Annotated in this window: 20 protein-coding genes and 1 pseudogene; 4 read left to right on the top strand and 17 right to left on the bottom strand. The window is 72.9% G+C overall.

Features of this window, described 5'->3' with window-relative positions:
• Positions 1-236, bottom strand: a pseudogene (locus ACWDUZ_RS35025) (MarR family transcriptional regulator); the annotation flags it as partial.
• A gap of 148 nt (positions 237-384) precedes the next feature.
• Between ACWDUZ_RS35025 and ACWDUZ_RS35020 the strand changes: the two are divergent.
• From ACWDUZ_RS35020 to ACWDUZ_RS35005, 4 genes are all read left to right on the top strand, one after another.
• Positions 385-1,596, top strand: coding sequence for an MFS transporter (locus tag ACWDUZ_RS35020; RefSeq protein ID WP_451635863.1), 1,212 nt, complete (start codon positions 385-387; stop codon positions 1,594-1,596).
• Between the two features lie 144 nt (positions 1,597-1,740).
• Positions 1,741-2,088, top strand: a complete 348-nt coding sequence (locus ACWDUZ_RS35015) for a nuclear transport factor 2 family protein (protein WP_451635862.1) — start codon at positions 1,741-1,743, stop codon at positions 2,086-2,088.
• Positions 2,089-2,103: 15 nt separating this feature from the next.
• Complete coding sequence (locus ACWDUZ_RS35010; RefSeq protein WP_451635861.1) at positions 2,104-2,928, top strand: aldo/keto reductase; 825 nt, start codon at positions 2,104-2,106, stop codon at positions 2,926-2,928.
• A gap of 202 nt (positions 2,929-3,130) precedes the next feature.
• On the top strand, positions 3,131-4,198 hold the full coding sequence (locus ACWDUZ_RS35005) for a hypothetical protein (RefSeq protein ID WP_451635860.1): 1,068 nt from the start codon (positions 3,131-3,133) through the stop codon (positions 4,196-4,198).
• Positions 4,199-4,213: 15 nt separating this feature from the next.
• On the opposite strand, the gene ACWDUZ_RS35000 is transcribed toward ACWDUZ_RS35005, so the two are convergent.
• The 16 genes from ACWDUZ_RS35000 to ACWDUZ_RS34925 all read right to left on the bottom strand — a co-directional run bounded on the left by ACWDUZ_RS35000 (position 4,214) and on the right by ACWDUZ_RS34925 (position 24,875).
• On the bottom strand, positions 4,214-5,218 hold the full coding sequence (locus ACWDUZ_RS35000; RefSeq protein WP_451635866.1) for a HEAT repeat domain-containing protein: 1,005 nt from the start codon (positions 5,216-5,218) through the stop codon (positions 4,214-4,216).
• A complete protein-coding gene (locus ACWDUZ_RS34995) occupies positions 5,205-5,894 on the bottom strand; it encodes a HEAT repeat domain-containing protein (protein WP_451635865.1) in 690 nt (229 codons plus the stop codon). Before ACWDUZ_RS34995 ends, ACWDUZ_RS35000 begins: the two co-directional genes overlap by 14 nt.
• Positions 5,895-5,952: 58 nt before the next feature.
• A complete protein-coding gene (locus ACWDUZ_RS34990) occupies positions 5,953-7,656 on the bottom strand; it encodes a glycoside hydrolase family 13 protein (protein ID WP_451635859.1) in 1,704 nt (567 codons plus the stop codon).
• The gene (locus ACWDUZ_RS34985) at positions 7,653-8,315 is read right to left on the bottom strand and encodes a class II aldolase/adducin family protein (protein ID WP_451635858.1); all 663 of its coding nucleotides are present in this window, start codon (positions 8,313-8,315) and stop codon (positions 7,653-7,655) included. Before ACWDUZ_RS34985 ends, ACWDUZ_RS34990 begins: the two co-directional genes overlap by 4 nt.
• Positions 8,312-9,595: a 3-oxo-tetronate kinase gene (gene otnK / locus ACWDUZ_RS34980; protein ID WP_451635857.1), complete on the bottom strand. Its 1,284-nt coding sequence runs from the start codon at positions 9,593-9,595 to the stop codon at positions 8,312-8,314. The genes ACWDUZ_RS34985 and otnK overlap by 4 nt, the downstream gene beginning before the upstream one ends.
• Positions 9,592-10,278: an aspartate/glutamate racemase family protein gene (locus ACWDUZ_RS34975; protein ID WP_451635856.1), complete on the bottom strand. Its 687-nt coding sequence runs from the start codon at positions 10,276-10,278 to the stop codon at positions 9,592-9,594. Before ACWDUZ_RS34975 ends, otnK begins: the two co-directional genes overlap by 4 nt.
• Complete coding sequence (locus ACWDUZ_RS34970) at positions 10,275-11,228, bottom strand: hypothetical protein (RefSeq protein WP_451635855.1); 954 nt, start codon at positions 11,226-11,228, stop codon at positions 10,275-10,277. The genes ACWDUZ_RS34975 and ACWDUZ_RS34970 overlap by 4 nt, the downstream gene beginning before the upstream one ends.
• A gap of 60 nt (positions 11,229-11,288) precedes the next feature.
• Positions 11,289-12,809: an FGGY-family carbohydrate kinase gene (locus tag ACWDUZ_RS34965; RefSeq protein WP_451635854.1), complete on the bottom strand. Its 1,521-nt coding sequence runs from the start codon at positions 12,807-12,809 to the stop codon at positions 11,289-11,291.
• A complete protein-coding gene (locus ACWDUZ_RS34960; RefSeq protein ID WP_451635853.1) occupies positions 12,806-14,839 on the bottom strand; it encodes a hypothetical protein in 2,034 nt (677 codons plus the stop codon). The genes ACWDUZ_RS34965 and ACWDUZ_RS34960 overlap by 4 nt, the downstream gene beginning before the upstream one ends.
• A complete protein-coding gene (locus ACWDUZ_RS34955; protein ID WP_451635852.1) occupies positions 14,829-17,423 on the bottom strand; it encodes a glycoside hydrolase family 2 protein in 2,595 nt (864 codons plus the stop codon). Before ACWDUZ_RS34955 ends, ACWDUZ_RS34960 begins: the two co-directional genes overlap by 11 nt.
• Positions 17,420-19,939 (bottom strand): alpha-mannosidase, encoded by a 2,520-nt coding sequence (locus ACWDUZ_RS34950; protein WP_451635851.1) that lies wholly within the window; start codon positions 19,937-19,939, stop codon positions 17,420-17,422. The genes ACWDUZ_RS34955 and ACWDUZ_RS34950 overlap by 4 nt, the downstream gene beginning before the upstream one ends.
• Before the next feature lie 63 nt (positions 19,940-20,002).
• Complete coding sequence (locus ACWDUZ_RS34945; protein WP_451635850.1) at positions 20,003-20,581, bottom strand: D-sedoheptulose-7-phosphate isomerase; 579 nt, start codon at positions 20,579-20,581, stop codon at positions 20,003-20,005.
• Positions 20,574-21,608 carry an ROK family protein gene (locus ACWDUZ_RS34940; RefSeq protein WP_451635849.1) on the bottom strand — a complete coding sequence of 345 codons (1,035 nt, stop codon included), beginning with the start codon at positions 21,606-21,608 and terminating at the stop codon, positions 20,574-20,576. Before ACWDUZ_RS34940 ends, ACWDUZ_RS34945 begins: the two co-directional genes overlap by 8 nt.
• 122 nt (positions 21,609-21,730) lie before the next feature.
• Positions 21,731-22,561 (bottom strand): 6-phosphogluconolactonase, encoded by an 831-nt coding sequence (locus tag ACWDUZ_RS34935; RefSeq protein WP_451635848.1) that lies wholly within the window; start codon positions 22,559-22,561, stop codon positions 21,731-21,733.
• On the bottom strand, positions 22,558-23,616 hold the full coding sequence (locus ACWDUZ_RS34930; protein WP_451635864.1) for an N-acetylglucosamine kinase: 1,059 nt from the start codon (positions 23,614-23,616) through the stop codon (positions 22,558-22,560). Before ACWDUZ_RS34930 ends, ACWDUZ_RS34935 begins: the two co-directional genes overlap by 4 nt.
• A complete protein-coding gene (locus ACWDUZ_RS34925; protein WP_451635847.1) occupies positions 23,616-24,875 on the bottom strand; it encodes a 6-phospho-beta-glucosidase in 1,260 nt (419 codons plus the stop codon). The genes ACWDUZ_RS34930 and ACWDUZ_RS34925 overlap by 1 nt, the downstream gene beginning before the upstream one ends.
• Positions 24,876-24,920: the final 45 nt, after the last annotated feature.

Genomic DNA, 24,920 nt, shown 5'->3' with positions numbered 1-24,920 from the left:
CGGGTGGTGGCGCTCTGGCTGAGTACGACGGCGTCGGCGACCTGCTTCATCTGCAGGTGACCGCCCTCGCCGTCGTGCTGGCGGCTGAGCACGTCGAGCAGGGAGTACTCGCGCACACTCAGCCCGTGACCGGCCTGCAGAGCGTGCTCCAGACGGGACTCGATCCTGTCGTGCAGCAGGGACAGCGCACACCAGCCCTGAGCCAGGGCGGTGAGCGCGGGAGCGGCAGCGGTCATCGGGGCCTCCTTCATCGGCCGTCCCCTCAATAGTTGCACATGACGGCAAAATCCGGTCCACCTCATACCGCGCTTGCCTTTAGCCAGCGTCTGCAACTATTGTCCTATGACGTAAGCGCCCTGTGCAAACACCTGGAAGGTACCTCCCATGCCTCTCGCGCTCCTGGCACTGGCCATCGGGGCCTTCGGGATCGGCACCACCGAATTCGTGATCATGGGCGTGCTGCCCCAGGTCGCAGACGACTTCGGTGTCACCATCCCGACCGCCGGCTGGCTGGTCTCCGGCTACGCCCTCGGCGTCGTCGTCGGCGCGCCGCTCCTGACCGTGCTGGGCACCAAGGTGTCCCGCAAGAAGATGCTGATGTTCCTGATGGCACTGTTCGTCGTCGGCAACGCCCTGTCGGCCTTCGCCCCCAGCTTCGGCGTCATGCTCATCGGCCGGGTCGTCGCCTCCCTCGCACACGGCGCGTTCTTCGGCATCGGTTCCGTGGTCGCCGCCGAGCTGGTGGCTCCCGAGAAGAAGGCCTCGGCCATCTCCTTGATGTTCATGGGCCTGACCGTGGCCAACATCGTCGGCGTCCCCGGCGGCACCTCCATCGGGCAGGCCGCCGGCTGGCGCGTCACCTTCGCCGTCGTCGCCGCACTCGGCATCGTCGGCTTCCTGGGCGTCGCCAAGCTGGTGCCCGAGACGGGCAGGCCGAAGGCCACGAACGTGCGCAACGAGTTCGCGGCGTTCAAGAACGTGCAGGTGTGGCTGGCCATGGCGATGACGGTCCTGGGCTACGGCGGCGTGTTCGCCGCGATCACCTACATCACCCCGATGATGACCGAGGTCGCCGGCTACACCGAGGGCGCCGTGACCTGGCTGCTCGTCCTGTTCGGCGTCGGCATGTTCCTGGGCAACCTGCTCGGCGGCACCTTCGCCGACCGTGCCCTGATGCCCATGCTCTTCACCGCCCTGGCGGCCCTGTCCGCGGCCCTGCTGCTGTTCACCGCGACCGCCCACAACAAGGTGCTCGCCGCGATCACCCTCTCGCTGATCGGCGCTCTCGGCTTCGCCACCGTGCCGCCCCTGCAGAAGTGGGTGCTCGACCAGGCGTCGGCCGCCCCGACCCTGGCCTCCGCCGCCAACATCGGCGCCTTCAACCTCGGCAACGCGCTGGCCGCCTGGCTCGGCGGCATCGTCATCGCCGCAGGCCTGGGCTACACCTCCCCCAACTGGGTGGGCGCCCTGCTGTCCGGCACGGCCCTGCTGCTCGCCCTCCTCGCCGCCCGCCTCGACCGCCGCACCCGCGCCGCGAGCCACGTCGTCGCCCACCCCGTGGCGGGCGAGCACGCCCCGGCGGCCGTGCGGCACTGACCGGGCCGCACCGCCGAACCCGACCCGTACGCCCCTCCGTGGGAAAGAACCACCAACCGACATGAGCCTGCCCACCGCCACCGCCCCGCTGACCGCACAGGACGCGGAGGTCCTCCTCACCACCGCACCAGGGGAGCTGTCCTGATGCCCCGCACCCCGCAAGAGGTCTTCGCCGACCACGGCACCCGCCTGGGCACCGGCGATCTCGACCTGATCAGCCAGAACTACATCGAGGACGCCGTCTTCCTCACCCCCGAAGGCGTCCTGCGGGGACGTCGGGGCGTGAAGGAGGGCATCGGCCGTCTGCCGGCCGACCTCCCCGACGCCGACTGGCAGCTGACCCCGCACTTCGCCGGGAACGTCCTGTTCCTGCAGTGGACCGTCACCACCGCCACCCACCAGGTCACCGACGGCGTCGACACCTTCGTCTTCCGCGACGGCCTCATCAGCGCCCAGACCGTCCGCTACACCCTCACCGACCGCACCAGCTGAACGAGACAGGAACCCATGACCACCATCCCCACTGTGAAGCTCAACAACGGCATGGACATCCCCCAGCTCGGCTTCGGCGTCTTCCAGGTCCCCGACGAGGCGACCACCGCCGCCGTCACCAGCGCCCTGGAAGCCGGCTACCGCAGCATCGACACCGCCGCGATCTACGGCAACGAGACCGGCGTCGGCCGGGCGCTGGCCGCCTCCGGACTGCCCCGTGAGGACCTGTTCGTCACCACCAAGCTGTGGAACGCCGACCAGGGCTACGACGCCACACTCCGCGCCTTCGACGCCAGCCTGGCCAAGCTGGGCCTGGACTACGTCGACATGTACCTCATCCACTGGCCCACCCCGGCCCGTGACCTGTACCGGGAGTCGTGGAAGGCCATCGAGAAGCTGGTCGCCGAGGGCCGGGTGCGCACCGCGGGCGTCTCCAACTTCCAGGCCGGCCACCTTCAGCGGCTGATCGACGGCGCCGGGCTCGTCCCGGCCGTCAACCAGGTCGAGCTGCACCCCGGCCTGCAGCAGAGCGAACTGCGCGCCGTGCACGCCGAGCTGGGCATCGCCACCGAGGCCTGGAGCCCGCTCGCCCAGGGTGCCGTCCTGAAGGACGAGGCGATCACCACCCTCGCCGCACGGCACGGCAAGTCGCCCGCGCAGGTCGTCCTGCGCTGGCACCTGCAGCTCGGCACCATCGTCATCCCCAAGTCGGTGACGCCCGCGCGGATCCGCGAGAACCTCGACGTCTTCGACTTCACCCTCACCGACGACGAGATGGCCGCCCTCGCCGGCCTCGACCGCGGCCTGCGCACCGGCCCCCACCCGGACGAGCTCAACTAGCACCTGCCCGACCGGCCCTTACGGGTTGCTTCGGCTCGCGCGGGCGGGATGGCAGGTCCCGCCCGCACGAGCCCCCTTTGCCGTTCCGAAGTCCCGCGTACCGAGCCTCGAAAGGCCGTGCCTGTGATGCCTGTGCCGGGCTCCTACGGTAGGTGCCCAGACTGCTTCTTGACGCGGTTGCGCGCCGGGCGGAGCATGCCGCATGCCCTTTCGCTCCCAGGTGACGCAGAACAAGCTGGTCGCGAGGCACATGCGTCGCTTCTTCCAGCAGGTGCCGTCCGACCTCGACGACCCGAAGGCGGTGGCCACACAGTACGGGCGGTATCTGTGGGATCCGGGGGCCCACACTCTGGTCGATGAGAAGAAGCTCTCGCGGTCCCGCTTCTACGTGGGCCTGTCCGTCGAGGAGACCGGTCTGACGGAGTTCACGAAACGCGCCACGCTCATATCCGACACCTTGCTTCTGTCGCATCGCCGGCAGTCCCCGTTTCATGAGCTCGGCCACTACGCCACCTACGCGATCCCCTTCGACATGGCCAGCGCCGCCATGTCCTCCACCGTGACCGACCCCTTCTCCCTGCGGTACGGGATGAACTGCCCCGACCTCGATGCGCTGGGCCGGTGGATCCTGGAGTCCGAGCCGCTTCTCAGAGCGGGCCTTGCCTGGTATCTGCCGAACTACGCGACCATCCCACGAGGGCAGCCGGAAACGCCCCAGCCGGTCGAGGCGGTGGACTATCTGGTCCGGGACGGCCGGGTCGTCGACGCCTCCGGTGCCGAGCCGGTCAAGGGCCGGCTGGTGCGACCGATATGCCGGATGGACCTGCCGTTCCTCGATGGCGTCGGCCTCGCGGACTTCAGCCGGATCACCGTCGAGGAGTTGGCTTCCTACGCGGCGTTCCGTGACTTTCTGCGGCTTCGGTTCCTGGACATCGACGACGCTCTGAACGACACCCAAATGGACCGTGAGCTGGTGAAGATCGGCCTGGACATCAGGGACCAGGTGCGGTCCGTCCGATCCGAGATGAAGAGAGTCAAAGCGCGGCGGGCGGTGGCCGCGACCGGAGCTGTGGTGGCGAGCGTGTCGGCCACACTGGTGGCGGTGTACGGTCCGGCTCTCCAATGGGTCGTCGGAGTGGCCGGCGGCGCAACCCCTGGCCTGTGGGGACTGCTGCAGACCAGAGGGGAGAACAGTACGCGGCCGCTGCGGGAGGACAAGTGGTACTACGTCTGGGCGCTGTCCAAGAGGAGTGATCACAGCATCCTGTGAGCCTGCGCCGGGCCGTTACCGGGTGTCGCGGAATCGGAGCAGATAGATGGCGGTCAGTGCGACGGCTCGGTCGTCGTCCTGGGTCAGCTCGTGGAGGGCTTGGGTGGCCGTCCTTCCCGGGACGCCGGCCAGTGCCTGGGTGAGGCGGCCGCGTGCCGGGGCCTGGGTGGTGTCGTGGGTGAGGCGGTCGACGAGCAGGGTGGCGATCCGCTCGGCCGTCGCGGTGTCGGTCGCCAGCTCGCTCAGTGTGTCGGCCGCGTCGGTGTCGTTGATGCCCGCCACGATCATCTCGACGAGTGCCGGGACCGCCTCGGGTGCTCCCCGTTCCCCGAGCGCCAGGGCCGCGCTCCCCCGCACCCTGGCGTCGGGGTCCGTGAGCAAGCCGCGCAGGTGGTCGGTGGCCTCGGCGGAGGACATCACGGCGAGGGACCGCACGGCACGGTGGCGCACCGCGGCCACCGGTGAGTCCAGGCCCTCGGCCAGCAGTGCGACACTCTCGTCGCCCGCCCGGGCCAGCGCCCAGCGCAGGGCGCCGGCCACGTTCGGATCGGTCTCGTTCAGGGCCGCCTCCACCAGGGCCTCCACCGGCACCGGGGCCCGGTCGGCCGAGGCGAGGGCGGCGCGCTGGCGGGCGTCGGCGCGCTGGGACCCCAGTGCCTGCAGCAGCGCGACGACGTGCAGGACGTCCTCCCAGTCGGCGGGGTCCGCGGCCTCGATCCGGCGCAGCCGGGTGAGCAGCTCCGTCTCGGCGGCGATGCGGTCGCGGGTCTGGCGGATGAGGTCGTCGACGAGCGCCGAGGGCGTGAAGCCGGGGTCGTCGAGCGCCCGCCCGATCTCCCGCAGTGACAGGCCCAGTGACCGCAGGCTCTCGATCTGGAAGATCCGCCGGATGTCCTTCGGCGAGTACTCCCGGTATCCGGATCCGCTGCGCCCCGAGGGCCGTACCAGGCCGAGGGATTCGTAGTGCCGGAGCATGCGGGCACTGACTCCGGACCGCTTGGCCACCTCACCGATCAGCACGGTTGTCATGGTCCGTGATCGGGGACCCGGTGAGGGCCATGAACCGCTTGGCCTCCTCGACGGCCGGCCGGAATCCGGTGTCCGGGTCGCGCCGCAGCCGCTGGGTGGCCAGTGCGTGTGTCCGCACGCGCGGGTCATGGTCCGTCGTCGCGGCGTGCAGGGCGGGCGCCGCCGCGTCGCCCAGGGCGACCAGGGCCTGGCTGAGGCTCAGTTGTGTGTCGTGCTCGCCGCGCCCGAGCTGGGTGGCGAGCAGTGTGCCCAGGGCGGGCTTGTCGTCCTCGGGCACGAGTATGACGGCCGCCCGCCAGGCGCTCCTGGCCACTTCGTCGTCCGCGTCGCACAGCAGTGCCTCGGTGATCGCCGGCCACGCCTGCCGGTCCCGGATCTTGGACAGGGTGTGCAGTGCCTGGCTGCGCGCCTGCGCCCGCTCCGAGCGCAGTTCGCGCAGCAGCGCGGGCAGTGTCAGGGGCACGGGGTGGCGGGTGAGGGCCCAGGTCAGCATGTCGCGGACGAAGAACTCGGGTTCGATCGCGCAGCGCTCGAGGAGCTTGCCGACGAAGCGCGCCTCGGGCGCCGTGCCGGCCGCCAGAGCGGCCCGCAGGCGCACCGGCGCACGGTCGTCGTCCAGGCCGTTGAGCGCTCGCATCGCATCTGTGTCCTGCTGCGTCATGGTCATCGGGACCACCTCCATGGGCAGCAGTGAAGACCTTGTCACGGTGTCAAGGTCAACCGGCTCAATGGCAGGAGCCGACAAGGAGCCAGACGGCCGTGTCGGCCGGAAGCGTCTGCCGGCCTGATGGGTCCTTCTCCAGGGGGCCGCTGGCCAGGACGACATCGCCCGCGGGCAGGGGTACGGACTCGCTGCCCAGGTTGAGGGCGCACACCAGGCCGGTGTCCCGCTGGAAGGCGAGGACCGCTGCCGTGGGGTGCGGCTCCAGCCAGGTCAGGTCGCCGTCGCCGCCGTGGCGTCGGCGCAGGCGCAGGGCGGCCCGGTAGAGGCTGAGCACCGAATCGGGGTCGTCGTTCTGCGCGGCCACCGACCGCTGAGACCAGTCCGCGGGCTGCGGCAGCCACGGCGGCGCGGAGCCGAAGCCCAGCGAGGGCCCGGACCGCTGCCACGGGATGGGCACGCGGCAGCCGTCCCTTCCCTTTCTGGCCCGCCGTGAGCGCACCCGTACCGGGTCCTTGAGGACGTTGTCGGGCAGGTCGGCGACTTCGGGCAGGCCCAGTTCCTCCCCTTGGTAGAGGTAGGCGGCGCCGGGAAGTGCCAGCAGGAGAAGGGCCGCGGCGCGGGCCCTGCGCTGCACGGTCGTGGGGTCCAGCGGGGGTTGCGTGCCGTCGCTGAGCAGCCAGGCGTTCGGGTCCGTGCCGGGGGGCAGGGCCAGCCGGGAGGGGTGGCGGACGACGTCGTGGTTGGAGAGCACCCAGGTCGGCGACGCGCCCACGGCGTGGGCGGCGGTGAGGGAGGTGTCGATGACCCGGTGCAGTGCGGACGCCTCCCATGGGGCCTGGAGGAAGTCGAAGTTGAACGCCTGGTGGAGTTCGTCGGGCCGGGTGTAGAGGGTCCGGCGGGGGCCCTCTGCCCAGGACTCGGCCACGGCTGCGCGTGGCGGTTCGTAGGTGTCGAGCAGAGTGCGCCAGCCGCGCAGGATGTCGTGGACCTCCTCGCGGTCCCACAGGGGGTGGTCGCCGTGGGCGCCGGCGCCCACGATGCCGTGGTGCACCTGGTCGGGGCCGAGGTCGCGCAGGGGCTCGGTGAGGTCCTTGGCCATGCCGTGGGCGACGTCGATGCGGAAGCCGTCGACGCCGCGGTCGAGCCAGAAACGCAGGGTGGACTCGAAGTCGGCCCGGACCTCGGGATGGCTCCAGTCGAGGTCGGGCTGTTCGGGGGCGAACAGGTGCAGGTACCACTGGCCGTCTGGGGTGCGCTGCCAGGCGCTGCCGCCGAAGACGGACTGCCAGTCGCTCGGCGGCAGGGAGCCGTCGGGTCCCTTGCCGTCGCGGAAGATGTAGCGGGCGCGTGCCGCGGAGCCGGGGGGCGAGGCCAGTGCCTCACGGAACCACGGGTGCCGGTCGGAGGTGTGGTTGGGGACGATGTCCACGATGACGCGCAGGCCGAGCCGGTGGGCCTGGGTGAGGAGTTCTTCCGCGTCGGACAGGGTGCCCAGGGCCGGGTCCACGTCGCGGTGGTCGGCGATGTCGTAGCCGCCGTCGGCCATCGGGGAGCGGTAGAAGGGTGTCAGCCACACGGCGTCGGCCCCCAGGTCGGCGATGTGCGCGAGCCTGGACGTGGCGCCGGGCAGGTCGCCGACGCCGTCCGCGTCAAAGTCGGCGAAACTGCGGACGTAGATCTGGTAGATGACGGCGTGCCGCCACCAGGGTTCGCGTCCGGCGCTGTGTGCGGCAGGCCGGGAGGCGGGGGGAGGGGAGCTTTTCATGCGGCCTCGTCTTCCTGAGGGCGGGCGGGCCAGTGCACGCTGTGCCGCGTGGCGAGGTCGGTGATCTGCGCCGGGTTCAGGGGGCGCGTTCGGCGGCCGTGCAGCAGCAGGTGCAGGCGTGCGGTCTCCTCCACTTCGATCGCCGACCAGACCGCCTGCTCCACGTCGGTTCCGGTGACGACGAGTCCGTGGTTGGCCAGCAGTGCCGCGCGGAAGGGGAAGGGGACTGCTTGGACGTGGGCGGCGAGGGCCGGGTCGCCGGGGGCCGCGTAGGGGATCAGCGGAGTGCGGCCCGCGCGCATCAGGAAGTAGGCGGTGAGCGGCGGGAGGCAGCTGTCGGGGTCGTCGGGTTCCAGGCAGGAGACGGCGACGGCGTGGGTGGAGTGCAGGTGGACGACCGCCCGCGCCGACGGGTCACGGGCGTACAGGGCCAGGTGCAGGGGCACCTCCTTGGTGGGCGGCGGTCCGGCGGTGTGTGCCCCGTCGGCGTCCAGTGCGGCCAGTTCTTCCGGGGTCAGTTCGTCCAGTCCGCGGCCGGTGGGGGTGACCAGGATGCCGTCGGGGGTGCGCACGCTGATGTTGCCCGAGGCGCCGGGGCTCAGGCCCAGCGCGTGCAGGCGGCGGCCGGCCTCGGTGACGGCACGGCGCGGGTCGTTCACTTCAGGGCCTCCTGGGCGGTGGTGAAGAAGTCCGGGGCGCCGAAGTTTCCTGATTTCAGCGCCAGGTTGACGGTGTGGCCCGCGTAGGTGGCCACGGTCCAGGGAACGCCGGGGGCGGCGGCGGGGCCGATCTGGAGGCTGCGCAGGCCGAGGGCGGAGACGACGGCGCCGGAGGTCTCCCCGCCGGCGACGATGAGCCGCCGTACACCGGCGTCGAGCAGTCCGCGGGCGCAGTGCGCCAGTGCGTGTTCGACGAGGGCGGCGGCCTCGGTGGCGCCCAGGGCCCGCTGGGCCTGCTCGACGTCGGCGCGGTCGTCGGCGCTGTGCAGCAGGACGGGCACGGCCGGGTCGAGGTGGTCGCGGGCCCAGGCCAGTGTCCTGGCGACGGTGGCTGCCGGGTCCGCGCGCAGGTCCTCTACCGCGAGTTTGCGGTGCGGCAGGCGGCGGCGCGCATGCGCCGTCTGGTCGAGGGTGGCCGCGGAGACGCTGCCGGCGAGGACGGCCGCGGGGCCGGGGGCGATCTCGATGCGGTCGGCCGGGGCCCGCTTTCCGGCTGCCCGGGGCGGGGGAAGAGCATGGGCCAGGCCGGACCCTCCGGTGACCAGGCGCAGGTGGCGGGTGGCGCGTTCGATGACGGGCAGGTCCTCGTTGCCGGTGGTGTCGGCGATGACCATGCGTATGCCCTGTGCCGTCAGCCGGTCCAGATGGGCGCGGGCGGCTCCTTCGGGGGCGCGCAGCACGGCGTGCGGCAGCAGCCCGACCGGCTGGGTGCTCTGGGCGGCGAGGATGCGGCGCAGGTCGGAGTCGGTCATCGGGGTGAGCGGGTGGTGCCGCATGGCCGACTCCGACAGCAGCGTGTCGCCGACGAACAGGTGGCCCTGGTAGACGGTGCGCCCGTTGTCCGGGTAGGCCGGGCACAGCACGGTGCACCGTTCTCCGAGGGCGTCCAGCAGGGCCTCGGTGACCGGCCCGATGTTGCCCTGGGCGGTGGAGTCGAAGGTGGAGCAGTACTTGAACCAGTAGCGCTCGCAGCCGAGAGCGGTCAGGTGGCGCAGAGCGGCGAGGGAGGCGGCGACGGCCTCCTGCCTGGGCGCGGTGCGGGATTTCAGGGCCACCACGACGGCGTCGGCGTCGCGCTCGTGCGGGAGGGGCCGCTCGGGTACGCCGACGGTGAGGGTGGTACGGAAACCGGCGGCGACCAGGGCGGCGGCGATGTCGGTGCCGCCGGTGAAGTCGTCGGCGATGCACCCCCACACGGGGTGGCCGCGGTGCCCGCTCACCGGTCTCCCGCCTGCGCGCCGGGCAGGGCGGCGAGTTGGGCGGCGCCTGTCCGCGGGGAGGTGAGCACGGGGACGGTGAGGCGGTCGGCGGGCAGGCTGCCGACCGCCTGTGCCATGGAGGCCTGCGCGAGGACCAGGACGTCGGTGCGGGCGGCGAGCCGTTCCGCCTCGGCGGCGATCAGCCGGTCGTGCTCCGCCGCGTCGCCCGCGCTGCGTGCTTCGTACGCGCCGGGGCATATGGAGGTGATCAGTTCGACGTCGGCGCCCTCCTGGGCGGCTGTGCGCCGGATCAGGTCCTCGGTGGGGCCGAGGGTGGAGGGCAGGGTGGCCAGGACGCCGATGCGGCGACCGGTGTGCACGGACTGCCGGGCCATGGGCTCGTCCACGCGCAGGACGGGGATGTTCACGTGCGGGCGGACGAGTTCGGCGGCGCCGCCGATGGAGGAGCAGGTCACCAGGACGGCGCTCGCGCCCGCTTCCTCGGCGAGCGCGGCGTAGGCGGTCAGGCGGCGCACCGTGCGGGGCAGCATGCCGTGGGCGACGGTGTCGGCGAGCAGGCTTTCGTCCACCACGTGGTAGGCGTCGACGCCGGGGGCTTCCTGCGGCAGGAGGGCGGCGAAGACGGCCGGCAGGGTGGTGACGGTGTGCAGCACGCACACCCTGGGCCGGTGGGTGGTGGTCATGCCGCGCCTCCCGGCGCCGTGGCGGCCCGCGCCTGCTGCCAGGGGCGGCCGCACCGGTCGACGATGTCGGCGAGTTCGCGCAGCCGGGTCGCGGAGGCGCCGCGCAGCACGGGCAGCGGGTCGGGGCCGGCCAGGGCGTCGGTCCACAGGGCTCTGCCGGCCAGGAAGCCGGAGGCCCCGGCCCGGCAGACGGCTTCCACGGCCTGCGGGAACGCTTGCGGGTCGACGCCCTGGGAGAGCACCACCCAGGGGCAGTCGACCACGGCGTCGATGCGTTCGGCCTGCCGTGCGAGGTGGGAGATCGACCCGATGCCGCGGTCGGGCACCTGGCACTTGTACAGCGACGGTCCCAGCGGGGCGAGTTCGGCGGCCGCCTCGACGATGGCGGCGTTCAGGTCGAAGGTGCCTGCCGCCTCCTCCTCGGGCGTGGGGCGGGTCACGGGCTCCAGCACGGAGGCCAGGCCTGCCTCGCGGCAGCGGGCGATGAACCGGGCGGCCAGTTCGACGCGCTGCTCGCGGCGTGCGTCCCGCCGCCAGACGATGAGCAGTTTGAGGGCGGCGGCTCCGTCGGCGCGGGCCTGTCCCGGGTCGACCTGCTCGTCCAGGTCGGTATCGGCGACGACGCCGCCGGGCTGGTCGAGTGCGTCCGCGGCGAGGACGAGGGCGCAGTCGGCGGGGAGCAGCCGGTCGGCCACGACCCGGTCGTAGCCGTATTCGCGGTCGATGAGGAACGCGGAGGCCAGCGGGGTGAGTTCGCGGGCGACGGACAGTTTGAAGGCCACCATGGCCTCGTCGCTCACGTGGCCGTCGGCTATGTGCCGGCTCATCATGGCGCGCAGTGACTCGCGCTGGTCCATGGCGATCATGGCGAAGGTGCCGGACGGCCGGGCGAGGGCGGCCGGGGCGAGCGATCCCGAGGCCAGCGGTGGGACGGGCTGGACGATGGTCACGGTGAGTACTCCATGAGGTGGTGGCCAGGGGGCAGAGGTGCGGATGCGGTTCGAGGGGGATCAGCGGCCCGTGCCGGGCGCCGGGCCCGTGCCGGATGTGGTGGCAGGGGCGGTGACGGTGGGCAGGAACACGCTCTGGTAGGCACGTCGGTAGGCGTCGGCTGCTTCGCGAGGAGCGTCCACCGGGCGGCGGGCGGCCGCCGGCGCGGCGGGGTCGAGGCCGAGGGCGGCACCCGCCCAGGCGGCGGCGCCCAGGCATGCGGCATCGGGCGTGTCGCACATCAGGGTGCGCCACGGTGAGACGGCGGCCTTGATCGCCGTCCACGTCCGCTGGCGTACGGAGCCGCCGAGCAGGGTGAGGGTGTGCGGTGGTCCACCGGCCAGTTCCCCTTGCACTTCGGCCATCCAGCGGGCTTGGTACGAGGCGCCCTCGAGGAGCGCCTTGGCCACCTCGGGCAGCCCGTGGCGGGGCTGAAGGCCGTGCAGAGTCAGCCGGCGGGCGAGGTCCGGGTGCGGGGCGGAGCGGCCGTGGAGATACGGTTCGGCGCACACTCCGGTCGGTTCCTGTCCCGCCTGTTCGACGAGCGCGGCGAAGCGCCGGTAGCGCTCCTCGGGCGAGGCGTGGCCAAGGCCCAGCAGCCGGTCGCAGAACCATTCCACCAGGGCTCCGGAGCTCGACATGCCGGCGACCGTGCACCAGCGGACGCCGTCCACGTGCCGACCGTAGGACATGCCCTGGCGGCCGGTGGCTCGTGCGTCCGGCGCGGTGTCGGCCAACGTCACGACGGCTTCGGCGGTGCCCATCGAGTCGGCCGCCTCCCCGGCCGTCCGTACGCCCGCCGCCCAGGCTCCGACCAGGTGGTCGTGCCCGGCGACGACGACGGGCACGCCCGCCGTCATGCCCAGGGCGCCGGCGGTGGCGGTGCCGATACGGCCGACCGGCGTCCCTGGGGGGTGCACCGTCGGCATCCGGTCGGCGTCCAGGCCGGCGAGAGCGAGCAGGTCGGAGCGCCAGACGCCGGTGTGCACATCCCAGGCCATGGTGCGCTGGGCGAACGTGGCGTGGGTGCCGACGGCCCCGGTGAGGGCGTGGGCCACCAGGTCCGCCGCGCCGGCCCAGGTCCGCATGCGGCGCAGCGCTTCGGGGTGTTCCTCGCTCAGCCACAGCCACTTGGCCAGCGGCACCTTGGGGCTGGGCAGCACGCCGGTGGCCTCGTGCAGTTCGGCGGCGCCGTGCTCGCGGCGCAGGCGCTCGGCGTGGGCGGCCGGCCGTGGATCCGACCAGGACAGCGCGGGCAGCAGCGGGGTGCCGCCGGCGTCCAGGGGTGCGCCGGTCTCGGCCATGCCGGTGATCCCGACGGCGTCGGGGCCGTGTCCGGCGGCGGCCGTGCAGGCGGCGAGCGCCTCCAGGGCGGCGCCGACCAGCCGGTCCGCGTCGTGGGAGTGGCCCGAGGCGTCGACGGGCGTGCGGCGCTGGGCCTGGGCGAGGACGGTGCCGTCCGGCGTGCACAGCACGGCCTTGCAGTGCGTGGTGCCGACATCCACTCCGGCCAGCACCGGGGTGCGCCGCCTGCCGCTCATGGTGTCGGCCCGTCTTCCGGCCGGTCGGTGAGCTCGGGCAGTTCCAGGGCCGCCTCGGCCGCGTACAGCAGCAGTCCGGCGCACCAGGCGTGCGAGAGGGTGAGCAGCATGCCTTTCGCCTGAAAGCAGGAGGTTTGGTAGAACCGCTCGCTGACCATGCCGCGGTAGGCGTCGAAGTCGCCGTCCTCGCGGGCGACGAACTGCCGGAAGCAGTCGAGGTTCTCCCGGGTGGACTCCAGGTAGTAGCGGTCGCCGGTGCGCCGGGCCAGGCGTGCCATCTCGGGCAGGCACACCAGGCCGTAGGAGTGCAGGTGCTGGTTGGAGGGGGAGGCCTGGTCGCCGCCGCGGGTGCGGAAACCGTAGCGGCCCAGCAGGGTGCGCGGGGAGAACTCCACGTCGTAGGTGTAACGGAAGGTCAGCATCCAGTCGGCGCTGCGGCGCGCCAGGTCGAGCCATTCGGGTGTGCCGTCGGCCTCCAGCAGCGCGGTGTAGGCCATGACCGCGGTGTAGCCGTCCTCGGAGGTGGGGGCGAGGTCGACGTCCTCGGGGGCCCCGCACAAGAACTCCGAGCGCACGTCACGGGCGTAGCACCGCCCGGCGCGGCGGGCCGCCTCCAGGTGGCCGGGCAGTTCGAACGCCTCGGCGGCCTCCACCAGGGCCGGCACCCAGGTCAGCCCGGCGGCCCCGGCGCGGGAGAGGACGGCGCCGGTGGCCTGGTGGTAGGCGGAGCCGAGGTGGCCGTCGGCGTCCTGCGCGGCGAGCGCGACGGCCAGGTTGCTGCGCACCGCGTGTTCCCAGGCGGGGTGGTCGCTGCCGTGCCGCCGCTCCTCGGTGAGGGCGCGGAGCATGAAGAGGGTGGCCTCGGCGAGGGTGCGGGCGTGCAGCCGGTCGCGGTCGGGGTGCCAGCCGGTGGTCCAGCCGCGCGTGGCCGTCCACTGTCCCCAGAAGGTGCCGGCGGGGGCCAGATGGCCGGCGATGTGGTCCAGTACCGCCTCCGCGGCCTTGCGGTAGTCGGTTCGGCCGGTGCGCCGGGCGTGGCGCAGCAGGGCGTACGCGTACGGCACTCCGCTGACCCAGCCGACGTGCATGGCCTGCCGGTCGCCGCGTTCGCCCAGCGCCTCGCGGTCGAAGGCGGCGGTCTCCAGCAGCACCGGCGGATCGGGTCGGTAGTGCCAGCGGTACAGGCCCCAGGCGGCCAGGTCGGCGGCCTCCCCCAGGCCCACCCAGGCCGCCGGGCCGCGCTCGGGCCGGTCGCGCTCGTGCACCTCGCGCAGCACCGCAGCGTAGGCGTGCGGGTCGGCGTCGAGCAGGCCGATGCGGAAGGTGACGGTGCGGCTCTCCCCCGGTTGCCAGGTGTGCAGCGGGGCCTCGGCGGGCCGTGGCTGCGCGGAGCCGTAGTAGACGACCGGCTCTTCGCGGTAGGGGAAGTGCAGGCGCAGGGCGGGGCGCGAGGTGTCCGGGTCCAGGGACAGGCCCACGCCGGACAGGCCGAGTTCACTGCGTTCGCCGGTCACCAGCACCGCCCCGCCGTGGGTGTCGCGGGCGAAGACGGCGGGGGTGGCGCAGCGGTCGGCGCGGAAGGCCCAGGTGTGGCTGACCATGGCGTCGGGGTCGTCGGCGCCGGCCTCGAAGCGGGGGAAGACCCGGTCGCAGTCGGGTACCCGGTTCTCGCCGTAGAACAGGCCCGGTATCAGCCAGCCGGGGTCGTCGGTGGTTCCCAGCTGGACCTCGACGCGCAGGCCGGCGGTGGCGGGCTGCTCGCCGGTCCGCGTGAGGGTGAGTGCCATCTCGCGCAGCCCGGCCGGTCCGGCGGGCGGGGCGAGCACGGCGCGGGCGTGGAATCCTGCGGCCTCGCCGGTCAGCACCATGGAGCCGTCGGCGGTGTCGCTGCTCTCCTGGGCGGGTACGGGCACGGCGGTGCCGTTGGCGTCCAGGAGGGCCACGAGATGGGGAAGCCGGACGCATCCGCCGTCGGCCTGCGTGCGCAGCTCCACTGCGGCGGCTCGGCCGGAGGTCACGTCAACGGACATGGTGTTCTCCCGTGTTCCAGCCCGATATGCGCACGACCCGGTCGTCGGGGGGCGCCTCGCGCCACACCACGTCCACGGATGTCTCCTCTCCGGGCAGCAGGTCGATCACGTTGTCGCCGAACACCACCCAGCCGGGGCGGTCGTAGGGGCGTGCGTCTTCCAGGAGCAGGCCGGGCGCGGCGGGGCCGGCCACATGCCGCAGCCGGATTCTGCCCCGGTCGTCGCTTCCCTGGTGGGGTTCGGCGACGGCTTCGATGCGTGCGGGTGGCAGGTCGAGCAGCGGGGCCAGGTCGGTGGTGCGGCTGCACAGGTAGCGGTTGCCGGCCAGTGGTGTCCCGGCGTCGTCGTACAGGGCCAGGTCGAGGAAGAAGACGTCGGTGCAGACGGCTTCGAGGGGGGCGCGGAGGGTGCCCAGGTGCAGCGGCCGGCCGGGCTCCCCGGCTGCCGTCGGGGTGAGCGGCCAGGTGCGGCGGGCGGCCTCGGTGCCGTGGGCGTCCACGATCCGGGCCACGGCCGTGCCGGTGGGCAGCGATGCGGTCGCCCACGTCCACACCTCGGCCGTCACCGTGTCCTGCCCGCCCCAGGCGGGTCCGGTGAAGGCGGCGCACACGTGCAGCGGGCCGTAGGCGCGGCGCACGCCGTGGTAGGCGGGCTTGGGATCGCCGCGGTGGTCGACGGCCGCCGTGCACCAGGCGTTGGGGACGGGCTCGTTGAACTGCCAGGGAAGGGTGCCGCTGCTTCTGAAGGCGCGGCGCCGGTTGGCTTCCAGGGCGTAGCGCAGCCCGTCGTACTGAAGGTGCTGGCTGGCGCGTCGCATGGTGTCGACGTCGTCGATGCGTGCGCCGAAGGAGTCCTGGACCAGCGGGGCGTTGTTCCACCAGGCGCCGAGGTGGGCGTAGAGCGGGTTCTCGCGGCCGGCGGGCCAGCGGTCCGCCTGGTCGGGGAGAAGGTGTTCGAGGGTGCGGCGGTTGGCCATGCCCTCGACGCCGAACTCGCTGTGCAGCAGGCAGGTTCCGAAGTCGTACAGGTGGTTGTGCTCCGCGAGGCCCTGGTGTTCCCAGGGTCCGTGGACGTCGTGCAGGCCGTCCGGGTTGCGGGCGATGTTGTCGGCCCGGTTGAGGAACTCCACGCCGGAGGGTGAGCTGGGCAGCCAGGCCCGCTCGGGGTCGAGCCGGCCGAGCGCGTCGCGAAGGGCGCGCAGCACGGGGGCGGACTCGTCCAGGGGGTTGCCCTTGTCGTCCTGCAGTTCGTTGCCTCCGCACCACAGCACGAGTGAGGGGTGGTGGCGGCGCGGCGGTACGACGGCGTGCGCCTCGCGCACCATCAGGTCGACGAACTCCGGGTCCGAGGCCGGGGTGGAGGCCATGCCGGAGCTGGACATGCTGAACTCCTGCCAGACCATCAGTCCCAGCCGGTCGCAGAGGGTGTAGAACTCCTCGGTCTCCAGCAGTCCCCCGCCCCATACGCGCAGCAGGTTGACGTGCGCGGCACGGGCCAGGTCCAGCAGGTGGGCGAGCTTGGCCGGGCGCGGGACGCCGTACTGGGCGTCGAGGGGCACCCAGTTCCAGCCGTTGGCGTACAGGCGGCGGCCGTTGACGGTGAGGGTGTAGGGCAGCGCGTCCTTCGGGGCACCGTCGTTGGGGGCCAGTTCGACGCGCCGGAAGCCGACCTGGAACCGGCGGGTGGTGGTGTGCGGCCCGGAGGTGAAGGTGACCTCCACCGCGTGGAGGTGTTGCTCGCCCGCGCCGTTGGGCCACCACAGCCGTGGCTGGGGCACGCTCAGTTCGATGTGCGCGCCGGTGTCCTCGGTCATGCCCGTGAGGTCGCGTTCGGTCTCGGCGAGGACCCGGTCCTGCTCGCGCACCCGTACGGCCAGCCGGGTGCCGTCGGGTGCGCGCTGCCCTTCGGCGAGGGCGAGGTCGGCCTCGATGCGCACGGTGCCCTCGCGCAGCCCTTCGGGTCCGGGTGCGAGCGAGGCGCTCGCGGTGACGCCGCGCAGCCGCGCCGGCCCGTTCACCGCCAGCCGGACACCGCGCCAGAGGCCCTGGTGGACCATGGGTGGGCAGAAGTCCCACCCGTAGCCCATGCGCGCCTTGTGCACGCGGACCCGGTCGGTGCGGCCGACCTGCGGCTCGCTCTGAGGCGCGGGGTGCACGACGACGGCCAGCAGGTGCTCTCCCCCGCCGCGGACCAGGTGGGTGACGTCGGCCTCGAAGGGACGGAACATGCCTTCGTGGCGGACGACGACGGTGTCGTCGACGAGCACGGTGGCCTCGTGGTCGACACCGTCGAAGCAGAGCACCGCCCGTTCGTGCGGCTCCAGCGGGGGCAGCGTGAAGGTGCGGCGGTAGGCCCAGTTGCGGTTGGGTACCCACTCGCTCAGCAGGCTGTTGCGGCCGACGTACGGGTCGGGGACCTCGCCGGCGCGGTGCAGGTCGTCCAGGACGCTCCCGGGGACGCGGGCCGGGAGCCAGCCGGCCGTCGTGAACGGCTTGTGGGGGCCGATGTGCCACTGCCATTCGTCCCCGACGAAGCCGCGCAGCTGCCAGGCGCCGTCGGCGTCGTCCAGCACTGTCTCGGTCATCCGGCGGCCTTCCCCGCCGTCGCGCCGGCGCCGCCGGATTCCCGGCCGGCGGCAGCGGGGGCCGTTGCGATGGGCTCGTCCAGCGGCCATTCCAGCAAGTCGGTCTCGGTGACGGGCTGTTCGGCGTCGAGCGGCACCCGGAAGGTCTTGATCTCCGCCGGGCCGAAGTCGGCCTCGATCGAACGGGAGAGCAGCGGCAGGTCGATCGTCGTGCGCACCGGCTGCCCTGCCGTCTCCACGGCCCTGACGACGAGGGCGTCGCTGTCGTCCTCGTCCCCCTTGACCACGCTGACGACGACCGAGTCCGCCGCCACCTCCACGTATCCGCTCCTGCTGGGCAGCGGGCCGGGGTGGTAGGTCTCCAGCAGCGGGAAGGCGGGCTGGTTGAGCTGGGCGGCCAGCCGTACCGTCCCGGCGGCGCGCCAGTCCCCGGCGTGGGGCACCAGGCGGTAGCGGAACTCCTGGCGGCCCTGGTCGAGGTATTCGTAGACGCCGTCCTCGGCCAGTCCCATCGGCTCGTGCCAGGCGTAGGCGGGGCTGCGCAGCGCGGTCATGCCGATGGTGCCGCCGCGCGCGTCGTGGCCGTACTTGCCGTCGTTGAGCACGGAGAGTCCGGCCCGGCGCCCGTCGGGCAGCGTGCCGCTGACGTCCACCCACGCCTGTGCGGACTCCTCGGCGCCGTCGGCGGGGCGCTCGATGTGGCCGTAGGGGATCTCGAAGGTCGCCGACGCGGTGTCGATCGCGGTCGGGAAGCGCAGCTTGAGCAGGCGCAGTCGCTCGTGCCAGTCGACGACCGTGCGCACCTCCAGGGCGCGGGCGCCGGCGGACAGGACCAGTTCCTCGGCCAGGGTGGAGTTGTTGTATGTGCTCTCCACCCGGAGCACCGCGCGCACGGGGCCGTCCTCGACGAGGCGCACGCGGGTGCAGCGGAAGGAGCCGAGCTCCTTGTCGTAGGCGTCGATGCGGTGGCCCCAGGTGTCGGAGGGGTCGTCCACGACGACGGCGTGCGGGCCGGGGGCCTCGGGCAGCAGCTCGGCGTCGTTGTCCTTGTCGTACAGGCGGCGCAGCCAGCCCGTCGACGGATCGACCTCGACCCGGAGGTGCTCGTTCTCCAGGACGGTGTCCGTGGCCCGTACGGCGGTGCCGGGTGCGGACTCGCCGGGCAGCAGCCGGTAGACGCGGTAGCCCAGCGGCGGGATCTCGGCGCGGAACGCGAGGCGTCGGCGGCTGCCGGCCATGGTGGCGTACGAGCGGGTGCGCTGCACGGGCACGTCGGTGCCCTCGTCGTCCACCATGCGGGCGGGAGCGTTGCCGGGGAAGCCGGTGAACTCCAACTCGACGTCCTCGCTGAGCGTCCAGGGGTGCGGGTTGAAGACGACCAGCGGGTACATGTCCGCTTCGGCCGGGATGTCGATGAGTCGGCTGATCGACTGGACGGCGCGGTTGAAGGCGGTCGCGGCGATCGAGCAGGCGTGGCCGTACTGGTCGCGGCTGTCCTCGTAGGCCGGGGCGATGGACGTGCCGGCGAGGATGTCGTGGAACTGGTTGAACAGCACCAGCTGCCAGGCCTCGGTCAACTCGGCGCGCGGGTAGGGGACTCCGGCGACGACGCGGGCGACGGCCGACCACTTCTCGGCCCGCTGCAGCAGGTTCTCGGCGCGGCGGTTCCACCGCTTGACACCGGAGTGCGCGGAGTAGCAGCCCACGCCGTGGTGCTGGAGCTCGCCGGCGTGCACGGGTATGTCGTCGCGGTCGCGGACGGCGTCGAAGAAGGCCTGGGGGTGGCTGAGCGGCAGGCGGGGCAGCCCGCCGAGCTCGTCGAGCCGGCGGATGCTGTCGAGATTGGCCTTGGTGGGGCCGCCGCCGTGGTTGCCGACGCCGTAGAAGATCATCAGCTCGGGTTCGTCCGGCGGCATCACGGCCAGGGACTTGTCGATGTGGTTGCCGATGTCCGAGCCGGGCGTGCAGTACTCGTGGGGGATGCGGTAGGCCAGGACGCGTGAGCCGTCGGCGGACTCCCACCAGAAGTGCTGGCCGGGCAGCGGCAGTTCGTGGGGGCCCGGGCGCAGGAACGTGTAGGAGTCGATGCGGCTCTTGCGCAGCAGCTGCGGCAGTGCGGCGTTGTGTCCGAACGGGTCGACGTTGCAGCCCACCGTGGCCACGATGCCGAAGCGCTCGTGCAGGTAGCGCTGCGCGTACAGGGCCTGGCGTGCGAAGGACTCGCCGCCGGGGATGTTGCAGTCGGGTTCGATCCACCAGCCGCCGACGATCTTCCAGCGTCCTTCGGCGACCCGCTTGAGGATGGCCTCGAACAGCTCGGGGTCGCTCTCCTCGACCCACTTCAGGTACAGCACCGAGTCGCAGGTGAAGACGAAGTCCGGGTACTCGTCCATGCGGTCGATGGCGGACTGGAACGTGGCCCGCACCTCCTGGTAGCCCTCGGGCCACTGCCAGAGCCAGACGGGGTCTATGTGTGCGTTGCCGACCATGTGCATGGTGCGCTGACGGGGTCGCATGGGTGTTCCTCTGCTGGGGCGTGCGGCGGTTTCGGGGGCGGGCGGTGGACGGGGGCAGCGGGGTCAGGCGGGGGTTTTCTCGGCGGCCCAGGCGTCGATCTGTTCGCTGAGCAGGTGCAGGAGCAGCAGGTGCATCTCCTGGGTGCGGGCGGTGGTGGTGGAGGGGACCAGCAGCGCCAGGTCGGCGTGTTCGGCGGCCGGTCCTCCGTCGCCGCCGCCGAACAGGACGGTGAGGGCCCCGCGGTCGCGGGCGGTCTTCAGCCCGCGCACCACGTTCTCCGAACGGCCGGAGGTGGTGAACGCCAGGACCATGTCACCGGGGCTCGCGAACGCCTCGATCTGCCGGGAGAAGAGGTCGTCGAAGTCGTAGTCGTTGCTGATGCAGGTGGTCACGGACGGGTCGACGGACAGGGCGAGCGCGGGCAGCGGGCGGCGCTCGCGCAGGTAGCGGCCGACGAGCTCCGCGGCCAGGTGCTGGGCGTCGGCCGCGCTGCCGCCGTTGCCGAAGGTGTACAGGCGCCCGCCGGCCTCGTAGACGGCCACCAGGCGCCGGGAGATCTCCAGCAGCTGCGGCAGGAGTTGCTCGACGCGGCGCGCCAGCTCGACGTGGTCGGTCAGTTGCTGCCCGGGATCCTTAGCCATGGCGGCGGTTTCCTTCCGGTCCGTGGGTGGTGGCGACTCGTTCGAAGGCCACGGCTGCCGCGCCGAGGACACCGACCCGGTCGCCGCCGTGGGCCTCTTCGATGCGCACCGCACGCGCGGCCGGACCCATCGCCCGTTCGCGCACGATGCGGCGGACGGGAGCCAGGAGTTGCTCGCCGGCGCGCGTGACGCCTCCGCCGAGGACGACGAGCTCGGGTTCGAAGACGTTCACCAGGGAGGTGACTCCGCAGGCCAGGGCCTGGGTGGTGGCCACCCACACCTGTGTGGCGACGGCGTCCTGCGCGGCGGCCTCCCGCGAGACGTCCTCCGCTGTGAGGGGTGAGCATGCCGAGAGCGTGGTCGGCCGGCCGGCGGCCTCGGCCTCGGCGACCGCCTCGCGGGCCCGTTCGGCGATGGACGTGCCGGAGACGTAGGCCTCCAGACAGCCGGCGCGTCCGCAGCCGCGGCAGTACCGGCCGTTCCGGTCGACCGTCACGTGCCCCAGTTCTCCCCCGTTGCCGGCGGCCCCCCGGTAGGTGCGGCCGTCGACGACGACGCCGCCGCCGACTCCGGTGGAGACGGTCAGGTAGATCATGTGGCGGGTGCCGCGGCCGGCCCCGAAGCGGTGCTCCCCCGCCGCGGCGGCGGTGGCATCGTTGTCGAGGACGGCCGGGCGCCCGTAGCGGTCCTCGGTCAACCGGGCGATCGGTACGTCGATCCAGCCGGGCAGGTGCGGGGGGCACAGCAGCACGCCCGCCTCCGGGTCGAGCGGGCCGCCGCAGCCGATGCCGACGGCGGCGATGTGCTGCGGGGCGAGCCCGGACTCGTCCACCGCCTTGTGCCCGAGGTCGAACAGGCGGGCCAGGACCGCCTGGACGCCTTCCTGGACCAGGGTGGGCGTGGCGAGGAAGGAGTGGACCGTTCCGTCGGCGCCGACGACTCCCGCCGCCAGTTTGGTGCCGCCGATGTCCAGGCCCAGGACCGCCGAGGTGGCCTCCGCGGCTTCGGAGTTGTGTTTCGCTGCCACAGATCTTCCGTCCGTTGTCGTTGTGCCTGTGTGGTGACCCAGTGCTGACCGGATGTGGCATCGTTCCCACATGAGAACGTACCCATAGCGATCAGGCCCGTCAACCAGCGAGCGGCAAGTGATCAGTAATCCAACTGGTGCGGGCGGCTCGGGGATTCGGCGGCTGTCGGGCGGCCGGCCGCCGCCGGATCGGTCCATATCTCCGCCTCCCGCGAGGCGTGCACGATCGTCGCGGGCCAGTCGGGCTCCCACCGCCCGGCGGCCCGCACGCGCGCGACGCTCTTCGCCTTGTCCGCCCCGGTCGCCACCAGCCGTACCCGCTTCGACAGCCCGGCGATCGTCGCCGGTCCCACGCTGACGCCCCGGCGCGGCACCTGATCCAGCGTTGCCAGGTGCGGGAAGGTGACCAGGTTGTCACGGCGGGTGGACTCGGCGAGGCGGATCACACGGGTGCCCTCGGCCAGGCCGCAACCGGGCGGGTTGAACGCGACATGGCCGTCGGAGGCGCCGGTGGCCAGCAGGAACAGGTCGATCCCGCCGGCAGCCGCGATCCGCTCGTCGTAGCGCGGCGGGTCACCGGGATCGGGAACCCACACGTGCTCGCCCCGGATGCCGCGCCCCGGGCCCACGGCCCGGCTCCACGGCTCGGCGATCCGCAGGCGGGCGAAGCGCTCGCAGCTGTGCGGCGCGTCTGCCGGCACCCGGCGCACCGGTCCGGGCACGTCGTCCAGGTAGTCGTCCATCATCACGATCACGACGTGTGCCAGGTCCATGGGTGCGGCGCGCAGCCGGCCGGCGACGGCCTCGTACGTCCCGATCAGGCTGCGACCGCCGGGGCAGCCGAGCAGATAGCGGCGGCCTCGGGCCGCGGCGTCGGCCATGCCGGTGACGATCTCGGCGGCCAGGGCCGCCCCGAGCGCTTCGGCGTCGGGGAACACCGTGTGCAGGCTCATCGTGTCACGTCCTCCGCCGCGACCCTGTGCGGCCTCTTCCGCGCCCCGGCCCGACGCGCCGTCTCCTTCGGTGTGGTCATCCGCGGTTCGGCATCGCGGAAGGCGCGCCACACGGTCTGCGCGGGCGCGCCCGCCGCCACCCGGTCCAGCCCGAGCAGCGCGGCGCCGGCCACGGGGGGCGCGTCCGGGACGGTGATCCGGAACTCCTCCTCCAGGCCGGGCGCGGCCGCGCGGAGCGCGGCGAGCATCCGGCCGTCGGGGTCCCGGAACAGCCCGCCTCCCAGGACCAGGGTCCAGTCGGCCGGGGCCGGCGCGAACCGCCTGCGTGCGCTGCGCGCCAGGGTGGCGACCTCCACGGCCAGGCCGTCCACGAGGGTGACGGCCACCGGATCGCCGTCGCCGGCCAGGCAGAGCACCACCGGGACCAGCACCCCCAACTGGCGCTCCGTCAGCTCCTGGGCCAGGAGCCGCTCGGCGACCTCCCGGACGGATGTGACGGCAAGACGCCGGCAGACCGCCTGCCGCAGTGCGGTGGCCGGGCCGCGGCCGTCCTCGTCCCGCGCCGCGGCCCGGACCGCCTGTCGGGCCAGGAGGTCGCCCGCACCGCTGAGGTCACCGCTCTGCCAGCCCAGCCCGGGGAACTCGAAGCGTTGGTCCTCGGCACGCGCGACGCATTTCAGTCCCGCCCCGCAGACGACGCCCACCGCGCGAGCGCCCGGCTCGGCACCGGTGCGCAGCAGTGCCCAGGCGTCGTTGCACACCTCCACCGAGCCCCAGGCCCGTTCGGCCGTCAGGGCCGTGTGCAGGGCCTCGACCTGTACGGGCAGATCGGCTCCGGCCAGGCAGCAGGCGGCGTGCGCGCCGGCGAGTTCGCCCGGATCCAGTCCGGCGTCGTGCGCGGCCGCGGTGGCCAACTGGGTGACGACGGCGGCGCTCTGCCGCGGTCCGAGGGCGCTGCCCGGCCCGCGCACCCAGGACAGCAGGGCTCCTTCCTCGTTCAGCAGCGCCACGTCGGTCTTGGAGTTGCCGCCGTCGACCGCGAGGACGAGGGCCATCACGCCGCCCACGGCAGGTGGTCGCGGTTGGCGGCGAGGATCAGGTCGGTCAGCCGGTCGGCGACGTCGTGCTGAGCGATCAGCGGGTGGGCCAGCAGGGCGCGGAACACCCGGTCGCGGCCGCCGTGCACGGCGGCGTCCAGTGCCAGGTGCTCGTAGGCGGTGACATGGGCGACGAGCCCGGCGATCAGCGGCTCGAGCGGCTCCACCGGCAGGGCCACCGCCTCGTTCTCGCCGACCGTCGCGGGCACCTCGATGACGGCGTCGGCCGGCAGGAACGGCAGCGTCGTGCCGTTGCGCAGGTTGACGACGTGGGTGCGGCCGTCTCCGCCTTGCAGCGAGGCCATCAGGTCCAGCGCGGCGTCCGCGTAGAAGGCACCGCCGCGCCGGGTCAGCAGCTCGGGCTTGGTGGCCACTTGCTCGTCGGCGTACCGGGCCAGCAGTTCGTCCTCGATCTCCATGACTTCCTGGGCGCGGACGCCGTCCTTCTGCTGCCGTGCGACGACCTCGTCGTGGCTGTAGTAGTAGTGCAGGTAGTACGACGGCACCGTGCCCAGGCGGCGGACGAGGCCGGCGGGAAGCCCCGTGGCCGGAGCCACCCGGTCGGCGTGCTCGGCGAGCAGGCGCGGCAGCACGTCGGTGCCGTCGAGCAGCACCCGCCGCTCCCACGTCAGGTGGTTGAGACCCACGTGGTCGAGCGTGATGCGGTCGGGGGTTACGCCGAGCACCTTGGCGAAGTGCCGCTGGAAGACCGCCGCCGCGCTGCACAGTCCGACCACGCGGTGGTGTCCGGCCTGCAACAGGGCGCGGGTGACGATGCCGACCGGGTTGGTGAAGTCGATGAGCCAGGCGGTCGGGTTGACCGCCCTCACCCTCGCGGCGATGTCCAGCATCACCGGCACCGTCCGCAGCGCCTTGGCCAGCCCGCCCGCGCCCGTGGTCTCCTGCCCCAGGCAGTCGCACCGCAGCGGCAGGGTCTCGTCGCGCAGGCGCGCGGTCTGCCCGCCGACGCGCAGCTGCACCAGGACGATGTCGGCGCCCTCCACCGCAGGTCGGAGGTCGGTGTGCGTGGTGACGGCGGCGGGGTGGCCGCCGGCGGACAGCATCCGCCGGGTCATCCCCGCGAGCACGCCGAGCCGGTCCTGAGAGACGTCCTGCAGCGCCAGTTCCGTCACCGGCAGGCGGTCTCGCAGGCGTATCAGGCCGTCGACGATCTCGGGGGTGTAGGTCGAGCCGCCCCCGATGATGGTCAGCTTCACGTTCTGCCTTTCGGGCCGCCGGCGGCGGCCGTTCTCGTCATGCCC

This window comes from Streptomyces sp. NPDC003393 (assembly GCF_053589015.1).
Note: the sequence above shows the minus strand (reverse complement) of the source record. Positions and strands in the feature narration are given on the sequence as shown.

What these genes read in the sequence shown, in the direction of transcription:
- ACWDUZ_RS35020 (WP_451635863.1), top strand. Translation starts at nt 385, where the DNA reads ATGCCTCTCGCGCTCCTGGCACTGGCCATCGGGGCCTTCGGGATCGGC.
- ACWDUZ_RS35015 (WP_451635862.1), top strand. Translation starts at nt 1,741, where the DNA reads ATGCCCCGCACCCCGCAAGAGGTCTTCGCCGACCACGGCACCCGCCTG.
- ACWDUZ_RS35010 (WP_451635861.1), top strand. Translation starts at nt 2,104, where the DNA reads ATGACCACCATCCCCACTGTGAAGCTCAACAACGGCATGGACATCCCC.
- ACWDUZ_RS35005 (WP_451635860.1), top strand. Translation starts at nt 3,131, where the DNA reads ATGCCCTTTCGCTCCCAGGTGACGCAGAACAAGCTGGTCGCGAGGCAC.
- ACWDUZ_RS34995 (WP_451635865.1), bottom strand. Translation starts at nt 5,894, where the DNA reads ATGACCATGACGCAGCAGGACACAGATGCGATGCGAGCGCTCAACGGC.
- ACWDUZ_RS34990 (WP_451635859.1), bottom strand. Translation starts at nt 7,656, where the DNA reads ATGAAAAGCTCCCCTCCCCCCGCCTCCCGGCCTGCCGCACACAGCGCC.
- ACWDUZ_RS34975 (WP_451635856.1), bottom strand. Translation starts at nt 10,278, where the DNA reads ATGACCACCACCCACCGGCCCAGGGTGTGCGTGCTGCACACCGTCACC.
- ACWDUZ_RS34965 (WP_451635854.1), bottom strand. Translation starts at nt 12,809, where the DNA reads ATGAGCGGCAGGCGGCGCACCCCGGTGCTGGCCGGAGTGGATGTCGGC.
- ACWDUZ_RS34960 (WP_451635853.1), bottom strand. Translation starts at nt 14,839, where the DNA reads ATGTCCGTTGACGTGACCTCCGGCCGAGCCGCCGCAGTGGAGCTGCGC.
- ACWDUZ_RS34955 (WP_451635852.1), bottom strand. Translation starts at nt 17,423, where the DNA reads ATGACCGAGACAGTGCTGGACGACGCCGACGGCGCCTGGCAGCTGCGC.
- ACWDUZ_RS34950 (WP_451635851.1), bottom strand. Translation starts at nt 19,939, where the DNA reads ATGCGACCCCGTCAGCGCACCATGCACATGGTCGGCAACGCACACATA.
- ACWDUZ_RS34945 (WP_451635850.1), bottom strand. Translation starts at nt 20,581, where the DNA reads ATGGCTAAGGATCCCGGGCAGCAACTGACCGACCACGTCGAGCTGGCG.
- ACWDUZ_RS34935 (WP_451635848.1), bottom strand. Translation starts at nt 22,561, where the DNA reads ATGAGCCTGCACACGGTGTTCCCCGACGCCGAAGCGCTCGGGGCGGCC.
- ACWDUZ_RS34930 (WP_451635864.1), bottom strand. Translation starts at nt 23,616, where the DNA reads ATGGCCCTCGTCCTCGCGGTCGACGGCGGCAACTCCAAGACCGACGTG.